Origin of the sequence: Actinoallomurus vinaceus (assembly GCF_039542055.1) — a bacterium.
Classification (GTDB): Bacteria; Actinomycetota; Actinomycetes; order Streptosporangiales; family Streptosporangiaceae; genus Actinoallomurus; species Actinoallomurus vinaceus.
In genome coordinates this window covers 60,196-85,882 of record NZ_BAABHK010000031.1, presented here as the reverse complement: position 1 = coordinate 85,882, position 25,687 = coordinate 60,196, and the positions used below count along the sequence as shown (strand labels likewise).

Genomic DNA, 25,687 nt, shown 5'->3' with positions numbered 1-25,687 from the left:
GGAGTTGCCGCATGTGACGTTGCAGGTGGTTCCGTTTCATCTGGGTGGGCATGCGGCGGCGGGTGGTCCGTTCAGTATTTTGCGGTTCGCGGAGCCGGATCTGCCGGATGTGGTGTATCTGGAGCAGTTGACCAGTGCGTTGTATCTGGATAAGCGTGAGGATGTGGATAATTATCTGGCGGTGATGGAGCGGTTGTGCATCGACGCCGAGCCCGCCACCCGCATCCGCGACACCCTCGGCCGCATCCTCAAGGAGCTGTGAGGCCGGGGCACAGGCCCTTTATGGGCTAGGGGGGCGTCCCCTAGGGCTTGCGCCCGACGCCGCCCAGCATCCACACCTTCTCCGGCGAACGCACCTTCAACGGGTTCTCCGGGCGCCACTGCCGGAGATAGACGAGCCCGGGGTCGACCAGTTCGAAGCCGTCGAAGAACGGCAGCACCTGGTCACGTGTCCGTGCGGCGTTCTCGCCCGGCCGCTCCAGGATCGCCCGATAGATGTCCTCGATCGGATCGACGATGTCCGGGTGGGTGTCGAAGACGACGTGAGAGATCGCCAGGTGACTCCCGGACGGAATCGCGTCACGCAGCCAGGCGACGCTCTTGAACGGATCATCCGAATGCGGGATGAAGTGCAGCGCGCCGCAGATCACGATGGCCACCGGACGCTCGAGGTCGATGAGTCCGCGCAGCCGGCACTCGGCGAGGACCTCCTCCGGGTGGAGGACGTCGCCCTCCACGACCGCCGTCCGCGGGTTGTCGACCAGGATCGCCCGCGCGTGCGAGAGGACGACGGGGTCCTTGTCGACGTAGACGATTCGCGCGTGGGGCGTCACCGACCGGGCGACCTCATGAGTGTTGCGCTGCGTGGGCAGCCCGGATCCGACGTCGATGAACTGCTCGATGCCCTGCTCGGCGAGGAACCGCACCGCGCGCCCCAGGAACGCCCGGTTCTCCAGGGACATGTCCTTGATCTCGGGCGCGATCGCGAGCAACTCGTCGGCGGCCTTCCGGTCGACGGCGAAATTGTCCTTGCCGCCCAGGAAGTAGTCGTTCATCCGGGCGATATTGGCAACGCTCGTGTCCACGTCGGCCAGGCCACGTCGGGGCACGTCGGTCAACATCTCACCTTTCCAGGATTTACTGGATCTTACTGTGCCAGCCAACGCTCGGTTGCTTCAACGGTGCACGGTGTATCCGTCGTCGCCATCACTGATCCGCGGCGCGTTCGGCTTCGTCGGCGCGGCGGCGGGCGTCCTCGGCCGTACGCGCGGCGTGCTCGTACTCGCGTTCGGCGACCTGGGCGTGCCGGCCGGCCTCGGCATGCTCCGCCTCCGCGGCCTTCACCTGCTCCCGCAGCTCCCGGAGCCGCTGTTCGGCATCGGCCAGTGCCTTCCGCGCGGCGTCGCGCTCGGACCGCCACTCGGTGAGAGAACGCTCGGCCTCCTCGGCCCGCCGTACGGCGGCCCGTGCCTCCTCCTCCAGCCGCCGGGCGCGGATGCGCGGGTCCTCCTTGGGCTCGGCCGGCTTCCTGCGATGCGTGACCGACGGCGCGACGGCGCCGAGCGGCCCGAACCCGGCGTGGCTCAACGGGTGCTCCAGGCGCCCGGCCCGTACCGCCTCCGCCGCCGACGGATCGGCGATGACGGCCTGCAAGGTGTCCTCCACCTCCCGGGCCTGGGTCTCGTTGAGGGGCCGGCCCGCCTCCTTGGCCAGCTCCCGCGCCCGGCGGACGAGCCCGTCCACCAGGGGGCCGCGCTCGCGTTCCGGCTCGCCGACGTCGCCGCCGGACGACCACGCCTCGCGCATCCGCTCACCCAGCTCGAGCAGCGGCGCGACCGCTCCGTCGCGGACCAGCCGGTTCACCGCCCACGCCGACACCGTCGGACGGCGAAGCGCGGTCAGGCGCCGGGCGTCCTCCCGGGACAGTTCCCCGGCCAGCTGCTTCCGCGTGGTGATGAACTCGGACGGGGGGACGCCGTACAGCCGGTCGGCGGCGGTCTCGAAGTCCACGCCCACATGATTCCCCGCGTAAAGGCGACACAAGGTGTCTGCTTTCGCTGCCAGCATTCCCGGCGAGCGGAAGGGGAGAGATATGGCGTTGCAAGGGAAGGTCGCACTGGTCGCCGGGGGCACGCGGGGCGCGGGCCGGGCGATCGCGGTCGAACTCGGCAGGGCGGGCGCCACCGTGTACGTCAGCGGGCGGACGACGCGCGAGCGGCGTTCGGAGGTGGGCCGGCCCGAGACGATCGAGGAGACGGCCGAGCTGGTGACGGAGGCGGGCGGTGAGGGCGTCGCCGTGGTCGTGGATCACCTGGAGCCCGACCAGGTACGCGCCCTCGTCGGGCGGATCGACCGGGAACACGGGCGGCTCGACGTGCTCGTCAACGACATCTGGGGCGGCGACGTGTACCTCAGGTTCGGGCAGCGGCTCTGGGAGCACTCCCTGGAGGACGGGCTGCGGATGCTGCGGCTCGGCATCGACACACACGCCATCACGAGCCACTCCGCGCTTCCGCTGCTCATCTGCCGGCCGGGCGGCCTGGTCGTCGAGATGACGGACGGGACGGCCGAGTTCAACGCGGCGTACCGCGCCGACGCCGGGTTCTTCTACGACCTGGTCAAGGTCTCCGCGCAGCGGATGGCGCTGGCCCAGGCCGAGGAACTGCGTCCGTTCGGGGGCACGGCGATCGCGGTCACGCCCGGGTGGCTGCGGTCCGAGGCGATGCTCGACCTCTACGGCGTCACCGAGGAGAACTGGCGGGACGCCACGGCGAAGGAGCCGCACTTCTGCATCTCCGAGTCGCCGGCGTACGTCGGCCGGGCCGTCGCGGCACTCGCCGCCGACCCCGACACCGGCCGGTGGAGCGGGCGGACGCTCTCCAGCGGCGGGCTGGCGAAGGTCTACGGTTTCACCGACGTGGACGGCACGCGGCCGGACGCCTGGCGGTACGCCTCGGAAGTGCAGCGCGCCGGCCGGCCCGCGGACGACACCGGTTATCGCTGAACACCGGGGGGCAAGGGCGGGCCGCACTCTCCGGAGTGGCTCGCGGTCCATGAGCCTTTCGACGCGGCCGGGCACGAGCTGAGGCGATCAGTGCAGACCGACGTCCGGCGGATTCGAGATCGGTGCATCGCATTCACCCGATGCCGTCGGCGGACGGCGGGTGCGCCGCGCCGTCCGCGGGCTCGCCGTACAGGCGGCTCATGCGCCGGGCGGCGTCCGTCAGGAGGGCGCGCAGCTCGGGCGGGTCGAGGACCTCCGCCTCCGGGCCGAGGCGGAGGATCTGGGAGTAGGCGACCTCGACCGACTCGACGGGCAGGACCACCGTCACCCGGTCCTGCCCGTCGGGGGCGCTCGCCGACGCCATCGCGTCGGACAGCGCGGCGGGATCCGCGACATGGCGCAGCACCCGCAGCCCCGTGGGGGTCAGCCGGAGCGTGGCGCGCGTCCTGAGCAGCGAGCGCTCGAAGGCCTCCGCCCGTTCGTCCCAGAACGCCGCCAGGTCGAAGTCCTCGTCGCGGACGAAGCGGTCCTCGCCGCGGCGTACGTCCTCGAAACGGTCCACGCGGAACACCAGGAACCGGTCCGTGGCGCTTGTCTCCCCAGCCAACCGACCTGGACTCTCCCCGACCAACCGACCCTGACCCTCCCCGACCAACCGACCCCGACCGACCTCCCGGCCGACGGCGTACCAGACGCCGGCCTTGAGCACCAGGCCGTACGGCTCGAGGGTGCGGTCGGCGACCCGATCGCCGCGCCGGTAGCGGACCGAGACGACGCGGTCGTCCCACACGGCCTGGGACAGCTCGGGCAGCAGCGGCGGGCGGTCCGCGATGCGGAACCACGCGGGGGCGTCCAGGTGGAAGCGCTGGGCGGCCGTCGCGGAGGCGTCGCGCAGCTCGGGCAGCAGCGCCGCCGAGACCTTCAGCCGGGCGGCGAGCGCGGCGTCGCCCAGTCCCATGTCGCGCAGCGGACCGGGCACCCCCGACAGGAACAGCGCCTCGGCCTCCGCCCGGCCCAGCCCGGTGAGCCGGGTGCGGTAGCCCTCGAGCAGCCGGTAGCCGCCACCCCGGCCACGGTCGGCGTACACCGGGACGCCCGCCTCGGCGAGCGCCAGCATGTCGCGGGCGATGGTGCGCTCGGAGACCTCCAGCCGCCGCGCCAGCTCGCCGGCGGTCATCGACTCCCGGCTCTGCAGCAGGAGGACGACGGAGATCAGCCGAGCGGCCCGCATCTCAGGCCTCGTCGTCGAAGCGGACGGCCGAGGCGTTCTCCTGGGCCATCCGGCGCAGGGCGAGGAGGACCCGCTCGTACAGGACGTTGGTGGCGACGGCGGTCTGCACGGCCTTCTCGCGGTCCTCGTCGACCGACAGCGCGCCGACCTCGTGGTCCGCGATGAGCTCGGCGGCCTCGATGTACGGGCGGAGGTCGGTCAGGACGATCGGCAGGCCGAGCCGCCGCAGCGCGACGAAGGCCTGGGCGAGCAGGTCGCGGGTCGGGGCGTTCGGCAGCACGCGCCAGCCGAGCTCGGCGATGATCGCGTCGACGTCCTCCCGCGCGGCCCGCCAGTCGGGGTCCCCGGGGTGCGGCTCCGTCCCGGGGCCCAGGGCGTACTGGGCCTTGCCGAGCAGCCGGTGCAGCGGGATGTCGTCGTCGTCGACGGCGGCGACGATCTGCTGGACGGACGCGATCGGCAGGTCGCCCACCTCCCGGAGGGCCTTGATCAGCCGGAGCCGATCGAGATGCCGGCCGTCGTACTCCGCCCTGGTCGCCGCGGTGGCCGTGCCCTTCGGGAGGAGCCCCTCCCGGATGTAGTACTTGATCGTCTGGACCGGCAGCCCGCTCCGATCGCTGAGCTCAGAGATCTTCATGTGCCCCCCTTGGCTGGATACTATCGCTATCCAATCCTTGGAGGGCGTCGCTATCCAATGAGGGTGTCGCGCTCGGTTCGGCGTCGGGCTCAGCCGCGGCGCATCGACTCGGAGATCTTCTCGGCGGCGGCCAGGACGGGCGGCGCGTGCATGCGGCCGGGGGCGCGGGTCAGGCGCTCGATCGGCCCGGACACCGAGATCGCGGCGATGACCCGGCCGCCGGTGCCCCGGATCGGGGCGGAGACGGAGGCGACGCCCTGCTCGCGCTCGCCGACACTCTGCGCCCAGCCCCGGCGTCGTACGGAGGCGAGCGTCGTCGCGGTGAACTTCGCGCCGCGCAGCCCCCGGTGCAGGCGGTCGGGCTCCTCCCAGGCGAGGAGGATCTGGGCGGCGGAGCCCGCCGTCATGGGCAGCGCGCTGCCGACGGGGACGGTGTCGCGCAGCCCGCTCATGCGCTCGGCCGCCGCCACGCACACGCGTACGTCGCCCTGCCGCCGGTAGAGCTGCGCGCTCTCGCCGGTCAGGTCCCGGAGCTGGGTCAGGATCGGCTGGGCGACGGCGAGGAGCCGGTCCTCGCCGGCCGCGGCGGCCAGCTCGGCCAGCCGGGGGCCGAGGATGAACCGGCCCTGGGTGTCGCGGTGGACCATGCGGTGGTGCTCCAGCGCGACGGCGAGCCGGTGGGCGGTGGGCCGGGCCAGGCCGGTCGTCTGCACCAGCTGGGCGAGCGAGGCCGGGCCGGCCTCCAGGGCGTTCAGGACGAGAACGGCTTTGTCCAGCACGCCGACTCCGCTAGAGTTGTCCATGCTTCGATACTGCCGTCTCGCAATCTGAGATGCAAGTCGTGAGCAGAGGAGTAAGAGACCCGGAAGAGGTGGAGTGATGGGCCGAACACTGGCGGACAAGGTTTACGACGCGCACGTCGTACGGAGCGCCGAGGGCGAGCCGGACGTCCTCTACATCGATCTCCACCTCATCCACGAGGTCACCAGCCCGCAGGCCTTCGACGGCCTGCGCATGGCGAACCGCACGGTCCGGCGCCCGGACCTGACGATCGCCACCGAGGACCACAACGTCCCGACCACCGACATCCTCAAGCCGATCGCCGACCCGGTGTCGCGCACCCAGGTCGAGACGCTGCGCAAGAACTGCGCGGAGTTCGGCGTCCGCCTGCACCCGATGGGCGACGCCGGTCAGGGCATCGTGCACGTCATCGGCCCGCAGCTGGGCCTGACCCAGCCGGGCATGACGGTCGTCTGCGGCGACTCGCACACGTCCACGCACGGCGCGTTCGGGGCGCTGGCGTTCGGGATCGGCACCAGCGAGGTCGAGCACGTCCTCGCCACCCAGACGCTGCCGCAGCGCAAGCCGAAGATGATGGCCGTCACCGTCAACGGCGAGCTGCCGTACGGCGTGACCGCCAAGGACCTCATCCTGGCGATCATCGCGAAGATCGGCACGGGCGGCGGCCAGGGCCACATCATCGAGTACCGCGGTGAGGCGATCCGGTCGCTGTCGATGGAGGGCCGCATGACGGTCTGCAACATGTCCATCGAGGCCGGCGCCCGCGCCGGCATGATCGCGCCGGACGAGACGACCTTCGCCTATCTTGAGGGCCGCCCGCACGCGCCCTCCGGTGCCGACTGGGAGGCCGCCAAGGAGTACTGGCGGTCGCTGCGCACCGACGACGACGCGGTCTTCGACAAGGAGGTCGTCATCGACGCCTCCGAGCTGACGCCGTTCGTCACCTGGGGCACCAACCCCGGCCAGGGCGCCCCGCTGGCGTCGAGCGTGCCGGACCCGGCGTCCTACGCGGACCCGACGCGCCGCGGTGCCGCCGAGCGTGCCCTGGCGTACATGGGCCTGACCGCCGGGACGCCGCTGCGCGAGGTCGCGGTCGACACCGTCTTCGTCGGCTCCTGCACCAACGGCCGGATCGAGGACCTGCGCGCGGCGGCGGAGATCATCAAGGGCCGCAAGGTCGCCGACGGCGTGCGGATGCTCATCGTGCCGGGCTCCATGAAGGTCAAGGCGCAGGCGGAGGAGGAGGGCCTGAACGAGGTCTTCAAGGCCGCGGGCGCCGAGTGGCGCGAGGCCGGCTGCTCGATGTGCCTGGGCATGAACCCCGACCAGCTCAAGCCGGGGGAGCGCAGCGCCTCGACCTCCAACCGCAACTTCGAGGGCCGGCAGGGCAAGGGCGGCCGCACCCACCTGGTCTCGCCCGCCGTCGCCGCCGCCACCGCCGTCACCGGGCGCCTGACCGCCCCGGCCGACCTGTAACGGAGCCAGCCATGGAAGCCTTCACCACGCACACGGGCCGTGCCGTGCCGCTGCGGCGCGACAACGTCGACACCGACCAGATCATCCCGGCGGTCTGGCTCAAGCAGGTCAGCCGCACCGGATTCGAGAAGGGCCTGTTCGCCGCCTGGCGCGAGGACCCCGGCTTCGTCCTGAACCAGCCGGAGTACCAGGGCGCGTCGATCCTCGTCGCCGGGCCCGACTTCGGCACCGGATCGTCGCGGGAGCACGCCGTCTGGGCGCTGCAGCAGTACGGCTTCCGCGCCGTCGTGTCGGCCCGCTTCGGCGACATCTTCCGCAACAACGCCACCAAGATGGGCCTGCTGCCGATCGAGCTGCCCGAAGCGGACGTCGAGCGCATGCAGGCGAAGATCGAGGCGAACCCCGCCAAGGAGTTCACCATCGACCTGGAGCGCCGCGAGCTGCGCTGCGACGAGGGTGGCGTACAGACGTTCGAGATCGACGACTACACGCGCTGGCGGCTGCTGGAGGGCCTGGACGACATCGGCCTCACGCTCCGTCACGCCGACGCGATCACGACCTTCGAGGAGAGCCGCAAGCCCTGGCTCCCGGTGACGGCCTGACCGCCCACGTCCGTACGGTGGAGGGGCCGGCAGCAGTCGCTGCCGGCCCCTTCTGCCGTCCGAGACGCGCGGCGCGCCTCCATGGGAAGCAGGTGACAAGGTGTGATGATTGCAACACCATCCGGCCCCCAGTGGGACGACCCGGAGCTGAACGCCCTTGCCCGGCGGCTGCGTGAGGCGCACACGCGGGTCGCCGACCTCCCGGGTGCGCTCAAACCCCGTCTGACCAGGCAACTCTTGCTGATAACCGATCTTGCCAAGCGGGATCCGGCACTTGCGATCAAGCGGCTCGAATCCTTCATGATCGAACTCGAGGACGATGAAAACGTTCCTTGAATGGCGCTTCCGCCTGCGACACAGTCGAAAACATCGGCCATGGGTGATTGTGTAGATGGCCTAAGGTCCCCTAGTTTCGAGCCGAGCAAGGGGGAAGAGGAGCAAACCCATGAACAAACGCGAACTCGTCGATGCGATCGCTGAACGAGTAGGCAGCAAGAAAGCGGCGACGGAGGCCGTCGACGCGATCCTGGACACCATTCAGGAGACCGTGGCCAAGGGCGAGAAGGTGGCCATCACCGGTTTTGGATCTTTCGAGAAGGCCGATCGGCCGGCTCGCGAGGCCCGCAACCCGGCGACCGGCGCCACGATCAAGGTGCCCGCGACCTCGGTTCCGAAGTTCAAGGCCGGTTCGGATTTCAAGAACCTCGTGGCCGGAGCCAAGAAGAAATAGCGGCATACCGACGGCGCCCGGCGAGACCTGCGTCTCCCGGGCGCCGTCGTGGTCGTCGGCGCCGTTCGACGCCGACCACCCGGCCCGAGCCGGCGACGGCCGTCCGGGCCGCTGCGTCAGAAGCCCCTCAGGGCAGGGAGACCGTCGTCCGGGCCGCTGTGTGGAAGCCGCTCAGGGCACGGGGAACATCGTCGGGGCTGCGGTGCGGAAGTCGGTCAGGGGCACGGGGAACGTGGTCCGGGCCGCTGCGCCAGAAGCCGCCTAGGGCAGGGGGAACGTCGACAGCGTGACGACCGTGACGCGGTCGTCCTCGACCGCCAGGTTGACCCGCTGCCCGAACCTCAGCAGCCGCAGGCCGCCGGCGTCGAACGCCGCCGCGTCGAAGGCCATCTCGCTCCCGTCGTCCAGCAGCACGCTGCCGGTCCGCGTCTCGGCGTCGTACGCCTTCACCGTCCCCTGCATGCCGCACAGACTAAAGCGTCCGGTACGCGAGCCGGACGGCGAGCCGCCTTCGACCCTCGGCCTCCAGTGAGCCTCTGCGGCGCCGCTCGCCACGAAACAAGATCCACCGGACACGCCTTGGGCCGTACGGCGGGTCAGTCGCCCGGGGCCGACCGGCAGGGCACCGGCAGCAGCGGGGGCACGGGACGCCGTCCGCGGCCCGACGCCGAGCCGCCTTCGGTCCTCGGTCTCTAGGCCGTACGGCGGGTCAGTCGCCCTGTGCGGACCGGCAGGGCACCGGCAGCAGCGGGGCCACGGACGCCGTCCGCGGCCCGACGCCGAGCACCACCGCGGCCCGCAGGTCGTCGATCGTGTCGACGTCCTGGCGCACGCTGAGGACGTCGTCCAGCAGCAGTTCACGCGCGCCGAGCTCCCGGTGCCGGGAACGGGAGTCCGTCCCGAAGGCGGGGGCGAACGCCGCCCCGGGCCGTGCCGTGTACAGCGTCGTGCCGGCGCCCGCGACATCCGGCAGGAACGCGTTCGGGGCCCCCTCGGCGGCCTCCAGCACCCGATCCAGCTCGGCGGGCCGCAGGGCCGGCAGGTCGGCCGACATCGCGCCGACGCCCCCGTCCGGGGCCAGCGACCGCGCCCGCTCGACGCCGTGAACGAGGGCCGGGTTCAGCCCGGCGTCCGGCTCGTCGGGCACGATGTGGGCGCCGAGCGCCGCCAGTTCGGGGGCGGCGACCGGGTCGTCGGTGACCACCACGACCCCCCGCACCCGTGGGCAGCGCAGCGCGGCGGATACGGTGTCGGTCGCGATGGCCAGCGCGAGCCGTTCGCGATGCGGGCCCGCGGGGCCGGACAGCCGTGACTTCGCGCGGGCGAGCGGCTTGACCGGCACGACGAGCGTCCACGTGAGGCGATGGGTATCGGACATCGTGGGTCGACACTACGCGGAAGCAACCGCGACACTTGACGACACCCCCGGCGCGACCGGGATGAAGTGAGGAGGAGGGCATGGATCAGTCGCCCGTCTGGCGCGCGATCGTTGTGGGGATCCTGCGCCCCTTGCTGTTCTCGCTGTTGAAGCGGGACTGGAAGGGGCAGGACAACATCCCGCGGAAGGGCGGAGTGATCATTGCCGCCAACCACCTGTCGTGGTCCGACCCGCTCGCTCTCGCCCACTTCATCTACAAGGCCGGTCGCTTCCCCGTCTACCTCGCCAAGAGCTCGGTGTTCAAGACCCCGGTGATCGGGCGGATCATCCGCCGGACCGGGCAGATCCCGGTGTACCGCGAGCGGTCCGACGCGGCGCTGGCCCTCCGCGACGCCGAGAAGGGCCTGCGCGCGGGCGAGTGCCTGATCTTCTACCCGGAGGGCACCTGCACCCGCGACCCGGACCTGTGGCCGATGGCCGGCAAGACCGGCGCCGCGCGGATGGCCCTCACCACCGGCGTCCCGGTGATCCCCCTCGCGCACTGGGGCGCGCACATCCTGTGGCCGTACGGCACGAAGAAGTTCCGGCCGTTCCCGCGCAAGACCATGCACGTCATCGCCGGGCCGCCGGTCGACCTGTCGAAGTACGAGGGCCGGCCCCTCGACGCGGCGACGCTGAACGCCGCGACCGCCGACATCATGCGGGCCATCGCCGACCTGCTCGGCCAGCTGCGCGGCGAGCCCGCGCCGGAAAAGCTGTACGACCACCGGGAGGCCACCCGCGCCCGCCGCGCCGCCGAGAAGAGCGACACGGCCGAGGCCGAGGCCGAGCCGGACGGTACGGCGGAGGCGAAGGCGAGCGGCGCTGCTGAGGCGGAGGCGAGCGAGGCAGCCGTCGCTGAGCGGGCCCGTACGGTTGAGGCGGAGGCGAGTGAGTCGGCTGGCGCCGAGCAGGCCCGTACGGCGGAGCCTGGCGGGGCGGCTGACGTTGAGACGAGTCGTGCGGCGGACGTTGAGCCGGACGGTACGGCCGGGGCTGCGGCGAGTGGTGCGGTCGCGGCCGAGGGAAGCGACACGGGCAAGGAGGCCAAGGCCTCTTGAAGATCGCGGTACTCGGAGCAGGATCATGGGGCACCGTCTTCGCCAAGGTGCTGGCCGACGCGGGCGGTGACGTCACGGTGTGGGGGCGCCGCGCCGAGCTGGTCGAGGCGATCAACGAACGGCGGGAGAACCCCGACTACCTTCCGGACGTACGCCTCCCCGACCGGCTGAGGGCCACCACCGAGGTGGCCGAGGCCCTGGACGGCGCGGCGTACGTCATGCTGGCCGTCCCCGCCCAGACGCTGCGCTCGGGGCTGGCGGAGTGGCGGCCGCTGATTCCCGGCGACGCGGTGCTGGTGAGCCTCATGAAGGGCATCGAGCTGGGCACCTGCAAGCGGATGAGCGAGGTCGTCCGCGAGGTGGCGGACGTGCCGGAGGAGCGCGTGGCGGTCGTGACGGGCCCGAATCTCGCCCGCGAGATCGCCCTTGAGGAGCCGTCCGCCGCCGCGGTGGCGTGCGTCGACGAGCCGACCGCGCAGAAGCTGCAGCTCGCCTGCATGACCCCCTACTTCCGTGCGTACACGAACCACGACGTCATCGGCTGCGAGCTCGGCGGTGCGGTCAAGAACGTCATCGCCCTGGCGGTCGGCATCGCGGCCGGCATGGGCATGGGCGACAACGTACGGGCGCTGCTGATGACGCGTGGCCTGGCGGAGATCGCCCGGCTGGGGTCGGCGCTCGGCGCGGACCAGCACACGTTCGCGGGGCTGGCGGGCATGGGCGACCTGGTCGCGACGTGCAGTTCGCCGCTGTCGCGGAACCGCACCTTCGGCGAGAACCTCGGGCGCGGCATGAGCCTGGAGGAGGTCGTCAAGGTGACCAGGCAGACGGCCGAGGGCGTCAAGTCCTGCGACGCGATCCTCGAGCTGGCGCGGCGCCGCGGCGTGGAGATGCCGATCACCGAGGGCATCGTCGCGGTCATGCACGGCGGGCTGAGCCCGAAGGACGCCGGCCGGCTGCTGATGTCGCGTACTCCGAAGCCCGAACGGTACGGGGTCTGACCCGAGGGCTCCTCTTTCCCCTGAAACGGGGATCAACGTCATGGGGCGAATGCCGGTAAGGTCGGTGGACCCAACTGTCGGTGCAGGTGAGAAGAGGTGGGTCGATGAGCAGGATCCGGGTCGCCGTCGTCTTCGGCGGGCGCAGTTCGGAGCATGCGATCTCGTGTCTCACCGCGGGCAGCGTGATGGCCGCAATCGACCAGGATCGTTACGAGGTCATCCCGATCGGCATCGCGCGCGACGGCCGCTGGGTCCTCGCGTCCGGGCAGCGGCTCGCCATCGAGGACGGCCGGCTGCCGGAGGTGGCCGAGGACGGGCTGCCGCTGGCGCTGCCGTTCGACCCGGAGAGCCGGGGTCTGGTCGTCGTGGAGCCGGGCCAGGTGCCGCGCACGCTCGGCGAGGTCGACGTGGTGCTGCCGCTGCTCCACGGCCCGTACGGCGAGGATGGCACGATCCAGGGCCTTCTCGAGCTCGCCGGGGTCCGCTATGTCGGGGCAGGGGTGTTCGCCAGCGCCGCCAGCATGGACAAGGAGTACATGAAGGCGATCTGGCGCGGCTGCGGCCTGCCCGTCGGCCCGTACGTCGTCGTCAAGGACCGGCAGTGGCGGCGTGAGCGCAAGCAGGTCGTCGACGAGATCAAGGAGCTCGGCTGGCCGGTGTTCGTCAAGCCGGCCCGCGCCGGGTCCAGCATGGGGATCTCGAAGGTGGACTCCGAGGACGAGCTCGAGGCCGCGGTGGAGGCCGCGCGCGAGCACGACCCCAAGGTGATCGTCGAGGCCGCCGTGCCGGGGCGCGAGATCGAGTGCGGCGTGCTCCAGGGGCTCGACGACGAGCCGGCCGAGGCGAGCCTGCCCGCGGAGGTGCGGGTCGGCTCCGGCCACGACTACTACGACTTCGAGGCCAAGTACCTCGACGACGGCCTGGCCCTCGACATCCCGCCGGAGCTCCCGGCCGCCGTGATCGAAGAGGTCCGCAGGCTGTCGGTCCAGGCGTTCGACGCGCTGAGCTGCGAGGGGCTCGCCCGGGTGGACTTCTTCTACACCCCTGACGGCAGGCTGATCCTCAACGAGATCAACACGATGCCGGGCTGCACGCCCGCCTCGGCGTTCCCGAAGATGTGGGCGGCGACGGGGCTCGACTACCCGGGCCTGGTGGACCGCTGGATCCGCACGGCCCTGGCCCGCCGCCTGGGCCTCCGCTAGTCACGGCGACGGCCCCGGGGCGATCCCCGGGGCCGTACGCCGCGGCCTCAGCAGGTGTTCAGCATGTTGGTCAGCGCGGTCTTCTCCGCGCTCTGGAGGGTCAGGCCGTAGTACCACTTGACCTGGATCCAGGCGCGCGCGTAGGTGCACCAGAACGACGTCAGCGACGGCTTCCAGGTGGTGGGGTCCTGGTCGCCCTTGGCCTGGTTGACGTTGTCGGTGACGGCCCACAGCTCGGGTCCGCCCAGGTCGTTCGCGTACGTCTGGCGCTGCGCGGTCGTCCACGCCCACGCGCCGGAGCGCCAGGCCTCGGCCAGCGGGACCATGTGGTCGATGTCGACGTCCGACGAAGCGGTCCACGTCGCCCCGTCGTAGGGGCTGTACCAGCTGCCGGAGGTGGCCGCGCAGCTGGAGTCGGTCACGACGTTCGTGCCGTCCCGCTTGAGCACCTCCTCGCGGGTGTTGCAGGTCCCGCTGATGGTGATCCAGTGCGGGAACAGCGAACGGTCGTAGGTCGACTGATGGCTCTCGGCGGCGACGGTGAGCGTGGCCAGCCGGGAGGCCGCGGTACTCGCGGAGGGGATGTTGGGCGGGGTGGCGTACGCAGTCCCGGTGGTGAATGTCGTCAACGCGACGAGGAGCGCGAGCACACCGGTGACGGAGGCGAGGGCTCGCTTCACGGGCGTCTCCTTCTGTCCGCCGCTCCGGCCAGGCGGGGGACTGGTCACGTGCGGAGCAGGGGACACACGGAGGGTTGCCGAGAGTCACGAGCGGCGAAATGTCGAGGTATGACCGTTAAGTGACCCGAGATTCGTGTCAAATCGCCCATGACAACCCATCACCTGCCAGGACGGCCGGACGCCGCCGACCTCGCCGCGGGAATGTTCAGCGCCGTCCCCGGCCTCGTACGGCGTCCGGCCGCCGGGCGTTCACCCCGTCGCAGGGGCGGGGGACCGACCCCGGTGAACGTCCGTTGACGGCGGTTTAAGAGGCGTGAAACCACACCGAAACAGCCGCGAGTGCAGGATTGAGGTGTTCCGAAGCCAGCGATCGAAGGGACCGAAACGATGCTGTTCACGCCCGCCGCCCCGGTCCCGACCGTCCGCTACGTGCCCGGTCACAATCGCTGGCACCCGGAGATCCCGCCCGTCGCCGAACTGATCGCGGGCGGCTCCGTACGAATGGAGTGCGAGGGCGGCGAGCTGCTGTGCGGCCCGGTCGGAGTGGTCGGCGCGGAGCCCGGCGACCTCCTCATGATCGAGGTCCTCGGGATCGGCCGTACGGACGGCCGCTCCGCGACCGGCGCGCACCCGGGCATCCTCGGTCTCGCCCCGTCGCACGCGATGCTGCGGGATCCCGCCGGCGATTCGGCCGGAGCGGTCCTCGGCCGCATCGCACCGGCCACGGCCGAGCACGCCCGCGTCGCCGCGTACGCCGAGCGGACCAGGGCCTCCTGCCGGGCCCTCACGCCGCGGGCACAGATCCTGCTGCCGGTGCACGTCATGGGAGCCCGGATCTCCGTCGGGGACCTGCACTTCCCCGAACGGGGCCGCTGCCGCACCGCGGACGGCTGGATCGACCTTCGGGTGCATCTGACCAAACGGGGCGTCGAACGGTTCCGGGTGACCGAACCGGTGCTGATGCCCCTCACGACCAGCTCTCTCGACGCGACGGTCGCGGGTCTGACCGCCGACGTCGCATGAAGCCTCGCGCGCTCGGCGCGAAGGAGGAGGTGGTGTCTAGCGGATAGCGTTCGGATACCGTCAGGAGGCACCGACGCCGGGGGGAGCGACTCGTCTCCCGCTCCCCCCGGCGTTTCCTGTGCGCGGCATCTTGAGCGACTCCCCGCAGGTGCTCGCGGCCTACCACGGCCACGCGGAGATCGTACGCGCGCTGCCGAAGCGCGGCACCACACGAGTCATCCTGGCCGCTGACCCACACCAGAGCGGCCCCGAGGATCACCAAGCCCGCTCGGTCGTGGTCGGGGAGAGCCCCGGCCGGGGGACCGGACTGGTGCCGTTCAAAGGGCTCGTTACGGTGCGTTGAACCACTGCGGGGTATCGAGGCGGAACACGTCGGATGGCGTGACCTTGCGCAGGTCCTCCACCATGGCCCGCAGCCGGTCCTCGCCGATGGTCTCGGCCCACTGGTCGCGCAGGTCCTCGAAGATCTGCTCCGACCGCTCGAGCGCGTCGTAGGCGTGCGGGGTCAGCGTGTAGGTCTTACGGCGCGCATCGTCGGGATCGTGCCCGGGCCGCAGGTAGCCGAGACCCTCCAGCATGTCGATGGTCTTGCCCGCCGCTTGCTTGGAGACGCCCAGCGCCCGGCCCAGGTCGGCGGCCGTGGTCCCGTACCGGCCGCCGGCCCGCATGATGGCCTGGAAGACGAACCCGTGCATGGGCCGCATCTGCGGATGGCCCTGCCGGGCGAGCTCCTCGTGCAGCTCGTCGATGAGCACCCGAAACCCCAGCAGCAGCCGCAGCGGCAGTTCGAAGCCCTGCGGATCGCTTGACACGATGGACAACCTCGTTAACCATATAGACAACGACCTTGTCTATACTAGGGATGTGAACCGTGACGCTCGTCCGTCATGCCGAAAGTCGTCGATCTGAGACCCCGACCGGGGTCATGACCACCCTCGCCTCGCCGACCCTGGGCGGTGCGCGATCCTCTATCTGGCGCACCGAGGGCAACCCCGGCGTGAAGGGGCCCGTCCACACCTTCGACGTCGAACAGATCTGGACCTTCCTCGAAGGGGAGGCGACCATCGAACTCGACGGCGAAACCTCCACTGCGGGCCCCGGCGACACGGCCGTCCTGCCCGCCCACGCCACCCGCCAGCTCACCGCCGGCCCTCAGGGCTACACCGCCATCGTCACGGCTCCCGCCGACGCTCACGCCTGGACCCCCGGCGACACCGGCAACAAGGTCACACCCCCCTGGATCGCCTGACCGGCACATGAGGACGCCGATGCCACGTTTACGTGTGACAACTCTCCTCACAAAAAGGGCGACGATTCCATGGGGGATTGTTCGCACCGGCTCGTCAACGGAAGTGTCCACCAGTGCAGTGTCGTCGGTGTGAGACGGGGAATTCCCTACGGCGCGACCATGCCTTCGCAATAATACTGTGGCCGCACCGTGAAGACCGGGCGGGTGGGGTATGGCGGAGCGGACGAGTTCTCGGGTCACTCGGCCCGCTCTTTCGCGAGGAGAAAGTGTGTTGATCAGACGAGTTTTCGCTGTTTCGACCGCAATCGTGGTGGTGGGTGCGGTCTGCGCCGCCCGCACAATTCCCACCGCCTGGGCCGCCCCGGAATCGGCGGCCGCGAAGGCCGGAAAATTCGTGGTCAGCCAGGGCAATTTCGACCAGATGTTCCCGAGGCGGAACGGCTTCTACACCTACAACGGGCTGGTCTCGGCGATGAGCGCCTTCCCCGGCTTCGCCAACACCGGCGGCGACACGGTCGAGAAACGGGAAACAGCGGCCTTCCTGGCCAACGTCTCACACGAGACCGGTGGCCTGGTCCACGTCGTAGAGCAGAACACCGCCAACTACCCGCACTACTGCGATCGGAGCCGGCCGTACGGTTGCCCGGCCGGCCAGGCCGCGTACTACGGCCGTGGCCCTCTGCAGCTGAGCTGGAACTTCAACTACAAGGCGGCCGGCGACGCCCTGCGAATCGACCTGCTGCACAACCCGTGGCTGGTGGAGCGCGACGCGGCGGTCTCGTGGAAGACGGCGCTCTGGTTCTGGAACACGCAGCGCGGCGCGGGCACCGCCACGCCGCACGACGCGATGGTGAACCAGCGCGGGTTCGGTGAAACGATCCGCAGCATCAACGGCGCGCTCGAATGCAACGGCAAGAACGTTGAGCAGATGCAGCACCGCGTCAGCCTCTACCGGAGCTTCGCCGCGATCCTCGGTGTCGACCCGGGCGCAAATCTCACCTGCTGATCGCCGCGATTCCGCATGACCGACCGCTGCGGGCGACCGCGAGCGCGAGCGGTGCTTCGCGCGCAGGGCGCGATGACGGGAGGCACCGATGCCGGGGGAGCGACTCGTCTCCCGTTCCCCCGGCGTTTCCGGTACGCGGCAGGCTCAGTGATTGACGAAGCAGATCCAGCCGACGGTCAACGCGGTCTTGGGGTTGAACGCACCCGGTATTCCTCTATGCGGGACAGTGCGGATCAACTTGAAGTGCTACCAATCCCGCGAACAGAGTCCCAGGACCTAATCAGCGGCCACTCGAATGAGACTGCGGAACCAGGAATCGTGAGCGTTCTCGTTAGGGAGAGCCGGGACTCCGGTTCAGAAAGCTCCGCGGAGAGGGCGACGGGCCATTGGCCTGGGGGCCCGGGTATCAGAGCTCAGGGGAGCGACGCATGCGGCGGCTCGGCGGACGCAGCACCCACGACAGAACGGTCAGCGCGGTGAAAACGGTGAGCGGCGCCAGCTCGCCGCGGGCGTAACCCGTCGTCAGGTGGGAGGCGATGGCTCCGCTGTAGGTGAAGAAGGCGCCCGCGTAGGCCCATTCCTTGAGCAACGGGCGGCGCGGAACGATCAGGGCGACCGCGCCCAGCACCTTCCAGGTGCCCAGCAGCACCAGGAAATAGGACGGGTAACCAAGGTGCGTCACGACATCGCGGACGTATGAGATGCGCGCGATGTCCCAGATGCCGCCCACACCCATCTCACCCGCCACCAGGACGGTGGCCGTCCAGTAGCCGATCGGTCGAGAGTGCGGGGATCCGTGCCGGTCGGCGATGACCGGTCGGTCGCTCGTCGTGTCCATGCCGACGTCCTCTTCTCGTCAGAGGTTGCCGTGACCGACGCCGGCGGGGCCGGTGCGGCCCGATGACAAGAGAAGTTTTACTACATGTAGCTTTACTACCTATGCGCGGACAGTAGCATTGCTACGTATGAGCGCGCAAGCACTGAAGGGGCATCTGGACGGCATGCTGCTGGCCGCGCTGGACGACGGCCCGCGGCACGGCTATGCGGTCATGGAGGCGCTGCGGGTCGGCAGCGGAGGGCGGTTCGACCTGCCCACCGGCACGATCTACCCGGCGCTGCGCCGCCTGGAACGGGCCGGATTCGTGCACGCGACGTGGTCGGAGGAGGGCGGCCGGCGCCGGCGAGTGTACGAACTGACCCCGAGCGGCCGCCGGATGCTCGACGCCGAGCGGCACGCCTGGCGGGAGTTCTCCGCCGCCGTCACCGCCCTGCTCGGCCCACATCAACGGCCGGTGACGCCATGACCCGGCCGGAGGACGTCATGGAGTCCTACCTGGCCGAGGTGGCCGGGAGACTGATCGGTCCGGCCAGGGCGCGCCGAGACATCCTGGCCGAGCTGGCCGCCGGGATCGCCGACGCCGCCGATGCCCACGCCGCCGCCGGGATGGACCCCGTCCAGGCCGCTCACGCGGCCGTCGCCGAATTCGGCGGCCCGGATCAGGTCGCCGGCGGATTCCGCGCCGAGCTCGCCGCCGCCCAGGCCCGCCGGACCGCGCTCACCGTGCTGACGTCCGGCCCGCTGATCGGCGCCCTGTGGGTGGGCGCCGCCCTGGCCGCCGGCATCGACGCCCGGCCCATACCGCCCTGGCACTGGGCCGGTCTCCCCGCCGGGGCCCGGCCGGCCGTCCACCTGGCCATGATCGCCCTCGCGATCGCCATCGCCGGCACCCTGTTCACCCTGGCGACCACCGGACGGCTCGCCCGATGGCTCCCCGCCCGCCCCCTCGCCACGGCGGCCATCGCCGTCGGCGGCACGGCCCCGATCGACATCACGCTGGTCACCCTGTTCGCCGCCCAGATGGCCGGCGCGCCCGGCCGCCTCGCCGTACTCCCGGCGGCGGCAGCGACCGCCAGCCTCGGCCGGCTGGCCTTCACCGCCCGCACGGCCCGCGACCGCCTCATCGCCCGGGGCGGTGGCGCGCCGGCGCGGCAGTGACGCGACGGTGAAAGCGCGGCCAGGGGGCGCGTCCGTACGCCTCTTCCGGCCCTATGAACCGATGGCCCGGTCCGCTGAGTCGCGGGCCGGGCCATCGTCTTTCAGGTCGGTGTCAGGCGGCCAGGGGGGCGTCCATGCGCTGGGCCATCTCCCGCATGCGGCGCAGGGCCGCCAGCTCCATCTGGCGGACCCGCTCGGCGGACACGCCGAGACGCGTGGCGATCTCCCGGCGGCTGTGCTCGGTGCCGTCCTCCAGGCCGAACCGCGCCCGCAGCACGACCGCCTCGCGCGGCTCCAGGCGCTCCAGCATGTCGTCGATGATCTCCAGTTGGACGCTCGCCATCGCCGATTCCTCGGGGGAGGGCGTGGTCTCGTCGGCGAGGAGGTCGCCGAGCGAGGTCTCCTCGTCCTCGCCGACCACGGCGTCGAGGCTCGCGGGCGTACGGTCCCAGCGGTCCAGCTCGCCGATGCGCTCCACCGGAAGGTCGAGCTCGGCGGCCAGCTCCTCGTCGGTCGGCTCCGAACCGGTCAGCAGGACCAGCTCACGGCGGGCCTTGCGCAACCGGTTGACGTCGGTGTGCACCGCGCCCGGCAGCCGTACGGACCGGGACGAGTTGGCCAGCGCCCGGCCGATGGCCTGCCGGATCCACCACGTCGCATAGGTGGAGAACTTGAAACCCCTGCGCGGGTCGAAGCCCTCGACGGCCCGGATCAGGCCGATCGTGCCCTCCTGGATCAGGTCGAGCAGGCTCAGACCGTCCGTGGGGTAGCGCCGGGCCACGCTCACGACCAAGCGGAGGTTGGCCAGGATGAAACGGTCCTTCGCGGCGTCGCCGCGGGCCGCGATCTCTTCGAGCTCCTCGCGGGTCGCGCCGTCCGGCAGAGTGTCCTCGTCGAGGTGGTTGTGGGCGAGCAGCCCGGCCTCCATGGCCAGGGCGAGCTCGATCTCCTCTTCGGCGTTCAGTAGTGGCGTGGCGGCGATCTCGTCCAGATAGGCCCCGAGCAGATCGCCGTCGGCCGCCCGCCCCGGCCGCCTGACGCGCCTGCTGTCATTCGTGGTCGCCGCCATGGCCACCTCGCTCTCACATCGAATCCCAAACGGATCAACGCGAATGTGCCCTCTGCTGTTCCGCGATACCCGATTGCGGGCACCCTCAACATGACAGAGAGCACCCGCGGTGTTCCCGCGAGTGCTCTCTGGGGTGGTGCGTTGTGGCGACCGTGGTGTGCGAGGTCTCAGGCGCGGACGGCCTGGATCTCCAGCTGGATGTCGACCTTGTCGCCGAGGAGGGCCTTCTGGCCGCCGGGCAGCGGCACGTTGAACTCGATGCCGTAGTCCTTGCGGTTGATGGAGCCGGTGGCGGCGAAGCCGGCGCGCGTGCCGCCCCACGGGTCCTCGCCGACGCCGTTGAACTCGACCTCGAGGGTGATCGGGTGGGAGATGCCCTTGATCGTGAGCTCGCCGTCGACCAGGTTCGTGTCGCCCTCGATGCGGACGCCCTTGGTCTGGAACGTCATCGACGGGTGGTTCTCGATGTCGAGGATGTCGGCGGACCGGACGTGGCCGTCACGGTCGGCGTTCCGCGTGTCGATCGACCCGAGCTTGATGTCGGCGGTGGCGGTGGAGGCCTGCACGTCCTCGGCGATCTCGACGGAGCCCGAGAACTCGGTGAACGAGCCGCGCACCTTGGTCATGAGGTGGCGGATGCTGAAGGTGACCTCGGAGTGGGCCGGGTCGATGTTCCAGGTGCCGGCGGTCAGGCCAAGGTCGGCGGCGGTAACGCTCATGGTCGCTCCTGTGCTTGAATGTTCAACGACTAACGGTGGCGAGTTTAGTTGAATCTTCAACTGAATACAACCCCTCCCTCCGGACGCCTCCGATCCGGCTCCACCGCCCCCGGCCGGACGTGCTCCGGGAGGGGGACGCCCTGGCGAGGGTGTCGGTCCATGCCCACCGGTTCCCGCCCGCACGTCACCTTCGGACACTCGGTCCGGTCGGATGCGAGGGCGGGACATCGCCGATGGCGAGATGTCGGATGTCCGGCGTGGGCATTGGGGCCGCGAGTGGGACGAAGCTGCAGGGGATAAAAGCCGCAAAACGCCGTCCCGGTCACGTATTGGCGGGGTATCCAGCTCGCTAGCCGTACAACTGCCGCGATGTCCCCTAATCGTGACATACTGCTGCGCCTGTAATCGACGATCGTGATTACGGAGAGTTCTTATTTCCAATGGCAGGAAGGGTTCACGCATGCGCTCCGCCGTTCCCCCGCTCCGCCGCTCGATGACCGCCGTCGCCGTCGCCGCCCTGGCGTTGACGGCCACGCAGGGCATCGCCGCGGCGGCTCGGCCTGCTCCGGTCGCCGCGAAGAGTGTGGCCGCCGCCGGTAAAGCTCGGTGCAGGCGCCCTCCAATCAGGTGGGCGTCAAATTCCATCCCAAGGGGGACAAGTTCGAATACTGGGTGAACGTCAACTACTCGTCTTATAACTTGGCGTGGGGCTACAAAGGCCACAAAGCCCACGTCATCGACCTTCCCAACAGCAAGAAGCACGGCTTCATCACCAAGAACATGACGGAGCACCGCACCATCAGGTTCTATCTGCACAGCACCTTTGAAGGGGACACCGCGGCCGCTTCGTGCTCCACCACCTGAGGGCGCCATCGACCCGGGGCGGCGGTCGTCGGCCCGGGGATCGGCGAGGCGGCCGGGCGGTGACGCCGCGGCCGCCTCGCCGGGGCGGGTCAGGAGAAGACGGTTCCCGTCTCGGTGAACAGCGCGTTCAGCGCCCGGAGTGCGCGCCACGCCTTCGTCAGGCCGAACCGAGCGGAGAACCGTACGACGGCGCGGGCGTCGTCGGGTGTCGCACCCGCGCTGAGAGCGCGGGTGACGTGGACGCGGAAGCTCTCGTCCAGCGTCTGGAAGAGGACGTCGACCGTCATCGTCGCGAACGCGCGCTCGCGCACGCTGAGGAGACTCATGCCGGCGCGCATGCGTGACTGCAGGTCCATGTAATCGGCGAACGGGGCGTCGAGGTTGCGGACCGCCTGCCGGGTGCGCGCGGGGATCGGGCTCTCCACGCCGTCGGCGTTCACCTCGTGACCATGGCCGGTGGGGCCGGTCAGGCCCTTCTCGCGCTCGATGTCGGCCAGCCGGGCCAGGGCGGCCAGCGCCGCCGGATAGCCGCTGTCGTACGAGATGAAGCGGAGAAGCTCCCGCAGGTCGTCGGCTGACAGGCCGTGCTCCCGCGCCATCGTGACGTGCGATTCGAACGGCAGTCCGAGTGTCTGCTGGCAGACGTCGGCGACGAGGGACAGCAGGATCTTCTCTCGCGTCGACAGCTCCGGAATCTCGTCCCAGAGCTTGTGGTCGGTGGCGGCGCTCATCTCCGCGAACACCGGGTCCAGCGCCTTCGCCTGGGTGTCGGACGGGACGTGCATGAGGACTCCCTCATTAAGTGAACAGTTGTAGCGCTACGACTGTAAGGCAACGTCCGTTCCAATACAATGGCGGATCTATGGACGCGACCTCCTCAGCGCACGACGAGACCTCCGAGGCGCAGAGCCCCGCGCCGCGACGCGGGCGCGGCCGTAACCCCCGCGGCCAGGGCGAACGTTTGCGGGACGAGATCGTGTCCGCCACGCTCCGGCTGCTGGACGAGCTCGGTGACGACGAGGCGCTGTCCCTGCGCGCCGTGGCGCGGGAGGTCGGCATCGCGGCGACCTCCGTGTACATCCATTTCGACGACCGGGACGCTCTCGTCTACGCGGCCTTGGAGCGCTGCCATCGCGACCTGATGCGCGACCTCGACCAGGTCGAGGCCGCCTCACCCGACCCGGTCGGCCGGCTCCGTTCCCGGCTGCTCTTCCTGGGCACCTGGGTGAGTCGCCACTCCGGTCTCTACAAGGTGCTCCACGAGAGCACCCTCAACCAGCGGACGCACCTGGCCTTCAAGGAGGAGCTGGCCGAACGCACCACGGCGGCCGTCCAGCGGTGCATGGACGCCGGACTCGCGCCCGTCGACGACGCCATGGCGGTGTCACTCGACCTGAGGGCGGCCGTCCACGGCGCCGTCTCGATGCGCGTCAACGAGCCCGACCTTCCCTGGCCCCCGCTCGAAGACCAGATCGACCGATTCCTCGCCAAACTCGTCGGAGTCCGCCCGACGGCGCCATGATCCGCCGGTCGGCGCCGCCGTGAACGCCCAAGCCGTCGGCGTCTCGTTCTAAGGCGCCTGCAATCCCCCCGGCGTCACGTGTACAGACGACGTACGGCGTCTTCTGAGGGCAGGGCGACGGCGGCGCCCAGTGCGTGCAGGCAGTAGCCGGCGAGCTCGTCGGGCGCCACGTCCCGGCGGGGACGGCGTCGGCGATCAGTTCCCGGACCATCTGGTGGAGGTGCCGCTCGGCCTCGGCGACCTGCTCGTCCCCGTGCAGGAACGTCGCCAGCTCGATGTCGTCGTGACGATGAGTCCGGTGGGTGATGAGGGCGTACGCCTCCAGCACGGCCTCCAGCCGCCGGCCCGGACCGCTGGTGCGGTCTCGGATCTCGGCCAGTTCGCGCAGGTGGCGGGCGATCTGGCGGGCATTCCAGGCGTGGAGGATGGGTCACCGAAGTAGACATTTGTCGTTGACCGTAGACACTTGTATCGATAAATTGGCGGTGATCGGTTGTACGGACGCGAAGACACGAAGGGAGACACCCGAGTGAGCAGGAGAGACGGCCATCCCCACCAGGGGCTCACCCGGCCGGCGACACCGGAGGAGCTGTACGCCAGTCCGCCGCCCTGGGACATCGGCCGACCCCAGCCGGCCTTTCTCGCACTGGCCGAGGCCGGTGCGTTCCAGGGGCGGGTGCTGGACGCCGGATGCGGCACCGGCGAACACACGCTCCTGGCCGCCGGTCTCGGCTTCGAAGCGACCGGCGTGGACCTCGCCGGCAACGCACTCCGTACGGCCGAGCGCAAGGCGCGCGAACGCGGCCTTCCCGCGCGGTTCCTGCGGCACGACGCCAGGCACCTGACAGACCTGGAGGAGCCCTTCGACACGGTGCTGGACAGCGGGCTGTTCCACGTCTTCGGCGACCAGGACCGGACCTCGTACGTCACCGGCCTGCGGGCCGTGCTCCGGCCCGGAGGCCGATTCCTCATGCTCGGCATCAGCGACCGTGAGCCCGGCCAGTGGGGACCGCGCCGGTTGACCCGCCAGGAGATCACCGCTGCCTTCGGCGACGGGTGGCGGCTCGATTCGATCGAGCCCTCGGCCATCGACGTATCCGTCCGTCCGGGCCGTATCGAGGCCTGGCTGGTCACCGCGACCAGGATCTGACCCTCTGAGAGGTCGTCCTGGCAGAACGGCCGGCGGACGAGGCGTCGCCGGGCGACCTGGGGGAGGGGATGCCTCCGAAGGCAGGAGAGTGTCTGATCTTGGTGGCACACTCTCGCGGAAGTGTTCCGCGAGAAAGAGGATCGGCATGACGGACCTGCCGCTGCTGGACTCCAACGGCTTTCCGCTCCCGCTTCCGCCCGATCCGCCCGGTGTGGTGCCGGACGAGGTCGAACGTGCGCTGGAGGCCTACCGGGCGGGTGACGTCCCGGAAGCGCGGGCGCTGCTGCGGGCGACGGCAGAGTCGGGCCGTACGGTCGTGGCCTGCCACGCGGCGGCGGCGCTGGCGGGGATCGAGCTCGCTGAGGACGAACCCGACGAACCCGCTTGGAAGCTGCTGGAGCAGGTGGCGGCGGGCGAGGACCCGTGGCTGGGCCCGCTGGCCGCCGTGCTGCCAACGGCGGGACTGTACGCCGCGTTCGAGTCCCTGGATGTCGGCCAGCGCCCCGTCGACGATCCGCTGGTGCGGGGCCTCGTCGCCCAGCTGACCGGAGATCTGGAAGCCGCCCGAGCCGGATTCGAACAGGCGGCCACCCGCACCTTTCCCGAGGAGTGGACCACCGATCTCGCCAACGCCCTCCTCGGCAACCTGCTCCTGACCGGCCCCGATCCGGCGGCGGCCGAGGAGCCGCTGGCGAAGGCGCTGAAGTCGGACCACGAGCTGTACGCCGGTTATGCCGGTTACCTGCTCGGCCACCTGCTCATCGGCCGGAACGACCTGGACCGGGCCGCCGAAGCGCTCCAGGCGGCGCAGTCCGTCTCTCATCCGGCCAAAGCCGGGCGTGAGGGACTGTACCCCTGGCTCTGCGTACGGCTCGGTGAGTTGGTGGCGAGCGGCGGCTCCATGCTGGATCTGGTCGACGAGCAGATGGAGCGCAGCGGCGTGAGCGAGTCCTACGTGGTCCGGAACACCTTCGAGGGGGCCTCGTACTTCACCGAGGTCAGCCGTCCGGCACTCGCCGAGATCGGCCTGTTCATGTTCCCCGGAGACTTCGAAACGGTGCGCGCCGCGCTCGAGCGCCTGCGGACGTGGGGCGACGAACGGTACGACCGCGCCCGCAGACTGTGCCTCACGCTGTACCGGTACGTCAGCGATCCCGGCGACGCCGACCACAGCCGAGCCCTGGCGGCCCTGATGACCGAGCTCGACCTTCCCCGGTATTAGCCGTGTTCGAGACGGTCGCTGTCAC

General features: G+C 70.5%; 33 protein-coding genes. 20 read left to right on the top strand and 13 right to left on the bottom strand.

Annotated features, from left to right (window positions below; translation table 11 throughout):
- The coding region (locus ABEA24_RS51795; protein WP_345443972.1) for a Scr1 family TA system antitoxin-like transcriptional regulator at window positions 1–262 on the top strand (262 nt) is incomplete at its 5' end.
- Between the two features lie 40 nt (window positions 263–302).
- On the opposite strand, the gene ABEA24_RS51790 is transcribed toward ABEA24_RS51795, so the two are convergent.
- A complete protein-coding gene (locus ABEA24_RS51790; RefSeq protein ID WP_345443969.1) occupies window positions 303–1,109 on the bottom strand; it encodes an SAM-dependent methyltransferase in 807 nt (268 codons plus the stop codon).
- A 97-nt stretch (window positions 1,110–1,206) separates the two neighbouring features.
- Window positions 1,207–2,010: a hypothetical protein gene (locus ABEA24_RS51785; protein WP_345443966.1), complete on the bottom strand. Its 804-nt coding sequence runs from the start codon at window positions 2,008–2,010 to the stop codon at window positions 1,207–1,209.
- A gap of 82 nt (window positions 2,011–2,092) precedes the next feature.
- Here ABEA24_RS51785 and ABEA24_RS51780 point away from each other — a divergent pair, with 82 nt between their 5' ends.
- Window positions 2,093–3,004, top strand: a complete 912-nt coding sequence (locus ABEA24_RS51780) for an SDR family oxidoreductase (RefSeq protein WP_345443964.1) — start codon at window positions 2,093–2,095, stop codon at window positions 3,002–3,004.
- Window positions 3,005–3,137: 133 nt separating this feature from the next.
- Here ABEA24_RS51780 and ABEA24_RS51775 read toward each other — a convergent pair whose 3' ends face one another.
- From ABEA24_RS51775 to ABEA24_RS51765, 3 genes are all read right to left on the bottom strand, one after another.
- Entirely contained in the window at window positions 3,138–4,235 is a 1,098-nt protein-coding gene (locus tag ABEA24_RS51775) for a helix-turn-helix transcriptional regulator (protein ID WP_345443961.1), read from the bottom strand.
- A gap of 1 nt (window position 4,236) precedes the next feature.
- Window positions 4,237–4,872: a MerR family transcriptional regulator gene (locus tag ABEA24_RS51770; protein WP_345443958.1), complete on the bottom strand. Its 636-nt coding sequence runs from the start codon at window positions 4,870–4,872 to the stop codon at window positions 4,237–4,239.
- A gap of 89 nt (window positions 4,873–4,961) precedes the next feature.
- Entirely contained in the window at window positions 4,962–5,675 is a 714-nt protein-coding gene (locus ABEA24_RS51765) for an IclR family transcriptional regulator (RefSeq protein WP_345443956.1), read from the bottom strand.
- A gap of 76 nt (window positions 5,676–5,751) precedes the next feature.
- On the opposite strand from ABEA24_RS51765, the gene leuC reads away from it, so the two are divergent.
- From leuC to ABEA24_RS51745, 4 genes are all read left to right on the top strand, one after another.
- Complete coding sequence (gene leuC, locus ABEA24_RS51760; RefSeq protein ID WP_345443954.1) at window positions 5,752–7,149, top strand: 3-isopropylmalate dehydratase large subunit; 1,398 nt, start codon at window positions 5,752–5,754, stop codon at window positions 7,147–7,149.
- Window positions 7,150–7,160: 11 nt separating this feature from the next.
- On the top strand, window positions 7,161–7,751 hold the full coding sequence (gene leuD, locus ABEA24_RS51755; RefSeq protein ID WP_345443952.1) for a 3-isopropylmalate dehydratase small subunit: 591 nt from the start codon (window positions 7,161–7,163) through the stop codon (window positions 7,749–7,751).
- Between the two features lie 105 nt (window positions 7,752–7,856).
- The gene (locus tag ABEA24_RS51750; protein WP_345443949.1) at window positions 7,857–8,087 is read left to right on the top strand and encodes an SCO5555 family protein; all 231 of its coding nucleotides are present in this window, start codon (window positions 7,857–7,859) and stop codon (window positions 8,085–8,087) included.
- Between the two features lie 109 nt (window positions 8,088–8,196).
- The gene (locus ABEA24_RS51745; protein WP_345443946.1) at window positions 8,197–8,481 is read left to right on the top strand and encodes an HU family DNA-binding protein; all 285 of its coding nucleotides are present in this window, start codon (window positions 8,197–8,199) and stop codon (window positions 8,479–8,481) included.
- Between the two features lie 261 nt (window positions 8,482–8,742).
- On the opposite strand, the gene ABEA24_RS51740 is transcribed toward ABEA24_RS51745, so the two are convergent.
- Window positions 8,743–8,943: a hypothetical protein gene (locus tag ABEA24_RS51740; RefSeq protein ID WP_345443944.1), complete on the bottom strand. Its 201-nt coding sequence runs from the start codon at window positions 8,941–8,943 to the stop codon at window positions 8,743–8,745.
- 247 nt (window positions 8,944–9,190) lie between these two features.
- Complete coding sequence (cofC, locus tag ABEA24_RS51735) at window positions 9,191–9,859, bottom strand: 2-phospho-L-lactate guanylyltransferase (protein ID WP_345443941.1); 669 nt, start codon at window positions 9,857–9,859, stop codon at window positions 9,191–9,193.
- Window positions 9,860–9,939: 80 nt separating this feature from the next.
- On the opposite strand from cofC, the gene ABEA24_RS51730 reads away from it, so the two are divergent.
- The 3 genes from ABEA24_RS51730 to ABEA24_RS51720 all read left to right on the top strand — a co-directional run bounded on the left by ABEA24_RS51730 (window position 9,940) and on the right by ABEA24_RS51720 (window position 13,162).
- Complete coding sequence (locus tag ABEA24_RS51730; protein WP_345443938.1) at window positions 9,940–10,959, top strand: lysophospholipid acyltransferase family protein; 1,020 nt, start codon at window positions 9,940–9,942, stop codon at window positions 10,957–10,959.
- The gene (locus ABEA24_RS51725) at window positions 10,956–11,960 is read left to right on the top strand and encodes an NAD(P)H-dependent glycerol-3-phosphate dehydrogenase (RefSeq protein WP_345443936.1); all 1,005 of its coding nucleotides are present in this window, start codon (window positions 10,956–10,958) and stop codon (window positions 11,958–11,960) included. The genes ABEA24_RS51730 and ABEA24_RS51725 overlap by 4 nt, the downstream gene beginning before the upstream one ends.
- 104 nt (window positions 11,961–12,064) lie before the next feature.
- Window positions 12,065–13,162, top strand: coding sequence for a D-alanine--D-alanine ligase family protein (locus tag ABEA24_RS51720; RefSeq protein ID WP_345443933.1), 1,098 nt, complete (start codon window positions 12,065–12,067; stop codon window positions 13,160–13,162).
- A gap of 47 nt (window positions 13,163–13,209) precedes the next feature.
- On the opposite strand, the gene ABEA24_RS51715 is transcribed toward ABEA24_RS51720, so the two are convergent.
- Window positions 13,210–13,842: an HNH endonuclease family protein gene (locus ABEA24_RS51715; RefSeq protein ID WP_345443930.1), complete on the bottom strand. Its 633-nt coding sequence runs from the start codon at window positions 13,840–13,842 to the stop codon at window positions 13,210–13,212.
- 387 nt (window positions 13,843–14,229) lie between these two features.
- On the opposite strand from ABEA24_RS51715, the gene ABEA24_RS51710 reads away from it, so the two are divergent.
- Both ABEA24_RS51710 and ABEA24_RS51705 read left to right on the top strand, forming a co-directional pair.
- Window positions 14,230–14,865, top strand: coding sequence for an acetamidase/formamidase family protein (locus tag ABEA24_RS51710; protein ID WP_345443927.1), 636 nt, complete (start codon window positions 14,230–14,232; stop codon window positions 14,863–14,865).
- Between the two features lie 130 nt (window positions 14,866–14,995).
- Window positions 14,996–15,208 carry a hypothetical protein gene (locus ABEA24_RS51705; protein ID WP_345443924.1) on the top strand — a complete coding sequence of 71 codons (213 nt, stop codon included), beginning with the start codon at window positions 14,996–14,998 and terminating at the stop codon, window positions 15,206–15,208.
- On the opposite strand, the gene ABEA24_RS51700 is transcribed toward ABEA24_RS51705, so the two are convergent.
- A complete protein-coding gene (locus tag ABEA24_RS51700) occupies window positions 15,195–15,677 on the bottom strand; it encodes a MarR family winged helix-turn-helix transcriptional regulator (RefSeq protein WP_345443981.1) in 483 nt (160 codons plus the stop codon). The two genes, ABEA24_RS51705 and ABEA24_RS51700, sit on opposite strands and share 14 nt — an antisense overlap.
- Before the next feature lie 113 nt (window positions 15,678–15,790).
- Here ABEA24_RS51700 and ABEA24_RS51695 point away from each other — a divergent pair, with 113 nt between their 5' ends.
- Both ABEA24_RS51695 and ABEA24_RS51690 read left to right on the top strand, forming a co-directional pair.
- Window positions 15,791–16,114: a cupin domain-containing protein gene (locus ABEA24_RS51695; RefSeq protein WP_345443921.1), complete on the top strand. Its 324-nt coding sequence runs from the start codon at window positions 15,791–15,793 to the stop codon at window positions 16,112–16,114.
- Window positions 16,115–16,385: 271 nt separating this feature from the next.
- Window positions 16,386–17,120 (top strand): chitinase, encoded by a 735-nt coding sequence (locus ABEA24_RS51690; RefSeq protein WP_345443918.1) that lies wholly within the window; start codon window positions 16,386–16,388, stop codon window positions 17,118–17,120.
- 406 nt (window positions 17,121–17,526) lie between these two features.
- On the opposite strand, the gene ABEA24_RS51685 is transcribed toward ABEA24_RS51690, so the two are convergent.
- Window positions 17,527–17,958: a DoxX family protein gene (locus ABEA24_RS51685; protein WP_345443916.1), complete on the bottom strand. Its 432-nt coding sequence runs from the start codon at window positions 17,956–17,958 to the stop codon at window positions 17,527–17,529.
- A 127-nt stretch (window positions 17,959–18,085) separates the two neighbouring features.
- Here ABEA24_RS51685 and ABEA24_RS51680 point away from each other — a divergent pair, with 127 nt between their 5' ends.
- Together ABEA24_RS51680 and ABEA24_RS51675 are read left to right on the top strand one after the other, a co-directional pair.
- Complete coding sequence (locus tag ABEA24_RS51680; RefSeq protein ID WP_345443915.1) at window positions 18,086–18,424, top strand: PadR family transcriptional regulator; 339 nt, start codon at window positions 18,086–18,088, stop codon at window positions 18,422–18,424.
- Window positions 18,421–19,116: a permease prefix domain 1-containing protein gene (locus ABEA24_RS51675; RefSeq protein WP_345443912.1), complete on the top strand. Its 696-nt coding sequence runs from the start codon at window positions 18,421–18,423 to the stop codon at window positions 19,114–19,116. Before ABEA24_RS51680 ends, ABEA24_RS51675 begins: the two co-directional genes overlap by 4 nt.
- Before the next feature lie 112 nt (window positions 19,117–19,228).
- Here the strand turns inward: ABEA24_RS51675 and ABEA24_RS51670 are convergent, their stop codons facing one another.
- Both ABEA24_RS51670 and ABEA24_RS51665 read right to left on the bottom strand, forming a co-directional pair.
- Window positions 19,229–20,185: a sigma-70 family RNA polymerase sigma factor gene (locus ABEA24_RS51670; protein ID WP_345443909.1), complete on the bottom strand. Its 957-nt coding sequence runs from the start codon at window positions 20,183–20,185 to the stop codon at window positions 19,229–19,231.
- 167 nt (window positions 20,186–20,352) lie between these two features.
- Window positions 20,353–20,904 (bottom strand): YceI family protein, encoded by a 552-nt coding sequence (locus ABEA24_RS51665; protein WP_345443906.1) that lies wholly within the window; start codon window positions 20,902–20,904, stop codon window positions 20,353–20,355.
- Window positions 20,905–21,510: 606 nt separating this feature from the next.
- On the opposite strand from ABEA24_RS51665, the gene ABEA24_RS51660 reads away from it, so the two are divergent.
- Window positions 21,511–21,768, top strand: coding sequence for a hypothetical protein (locus ABEA24_RS51660; protein WP_345443903.1), 258 nt, complete (start codon window positions 21,511–21,513; stop codon window positions 21,766–21,768).
- An 89-nt stretch (window positions 21,769–21,857) separates the two neighbouring features.
- Here the strand turns inward: ABEA24_RS51660 and ABEA24_RS51655 are convergent, their stop codons facing one another.
- Window positions 21,858–22,553, bottom strand: a complete 696-nt coding sequence (locus ABEA24_RS51655) for a carboxymuconolactone decarboxylase family protein (protein ID WP_345443900.1) — start codon at window positions 22,551–22,553, stop codon at window positions 21,858–21,860.
- Between the two features lie 77 nt (window positions 22,554–22,630).
- Here ABEA24_RS51655 and ABEA24_RS51650 point away from each other — a divergent pair, with 77 nt between their 5' ends.
- The 4 genes from ABEA24_RS51650 (at window position 22,631) to ABEA24_RS51635 (ending at window position 25,662) form a co-directional block, all read left to right on the top strand.
- Window positions 22,631–23,290 (top strand): TetR/AcrR family transcriptional regulator, encoded by a 660-nt coding sequence (locus ABEA24_RS51650; RefSeq protein WP_345443897.1) that lies wholly within the window; start codon window positions 22,631–22,633, stop codon window positions 23,288–23,290.
- Window positions 23,291–23,504: 214 nt separating this feature from the next.
- Complete coding sequence (locus ABEA24_RS51645; RefSeq protein WP_345443895.1) at window positions 23,505–23,732, top strand: hypothetical protein; 228 nt, start codon at window positions 23,505–23,507, stop codon at window positions 23,730–23,732.
- A gap of 87 nt (window positions 23,733–23,819) precedes the next feature.
- Window positions 23,820–24,440: a class I SAM-dependent methyltransferase gene (locus ABEA24_RS51640; protein ID WP_345443892.1), complete on the top strand. Its 621-nt coding sequence runs from the start codon at window positions 23,820–23,822 to the stop codon at window positions 24,438–24,440.
- 145 nt (window positions 24,441–24,585) lie between these two features.
- Window positions 24,586–25,662, top strand: a complete 1,077-nt coding sequence (locus ABEA24_RS51635; protein ID WP_345443889.1) for a YfgM family protein — start codon at window positions 24,586–24,588, stop codon at window positions 25,660–25,662.
- Window positions 25,663–25,687: the final 25 nt, after the last annotated feature.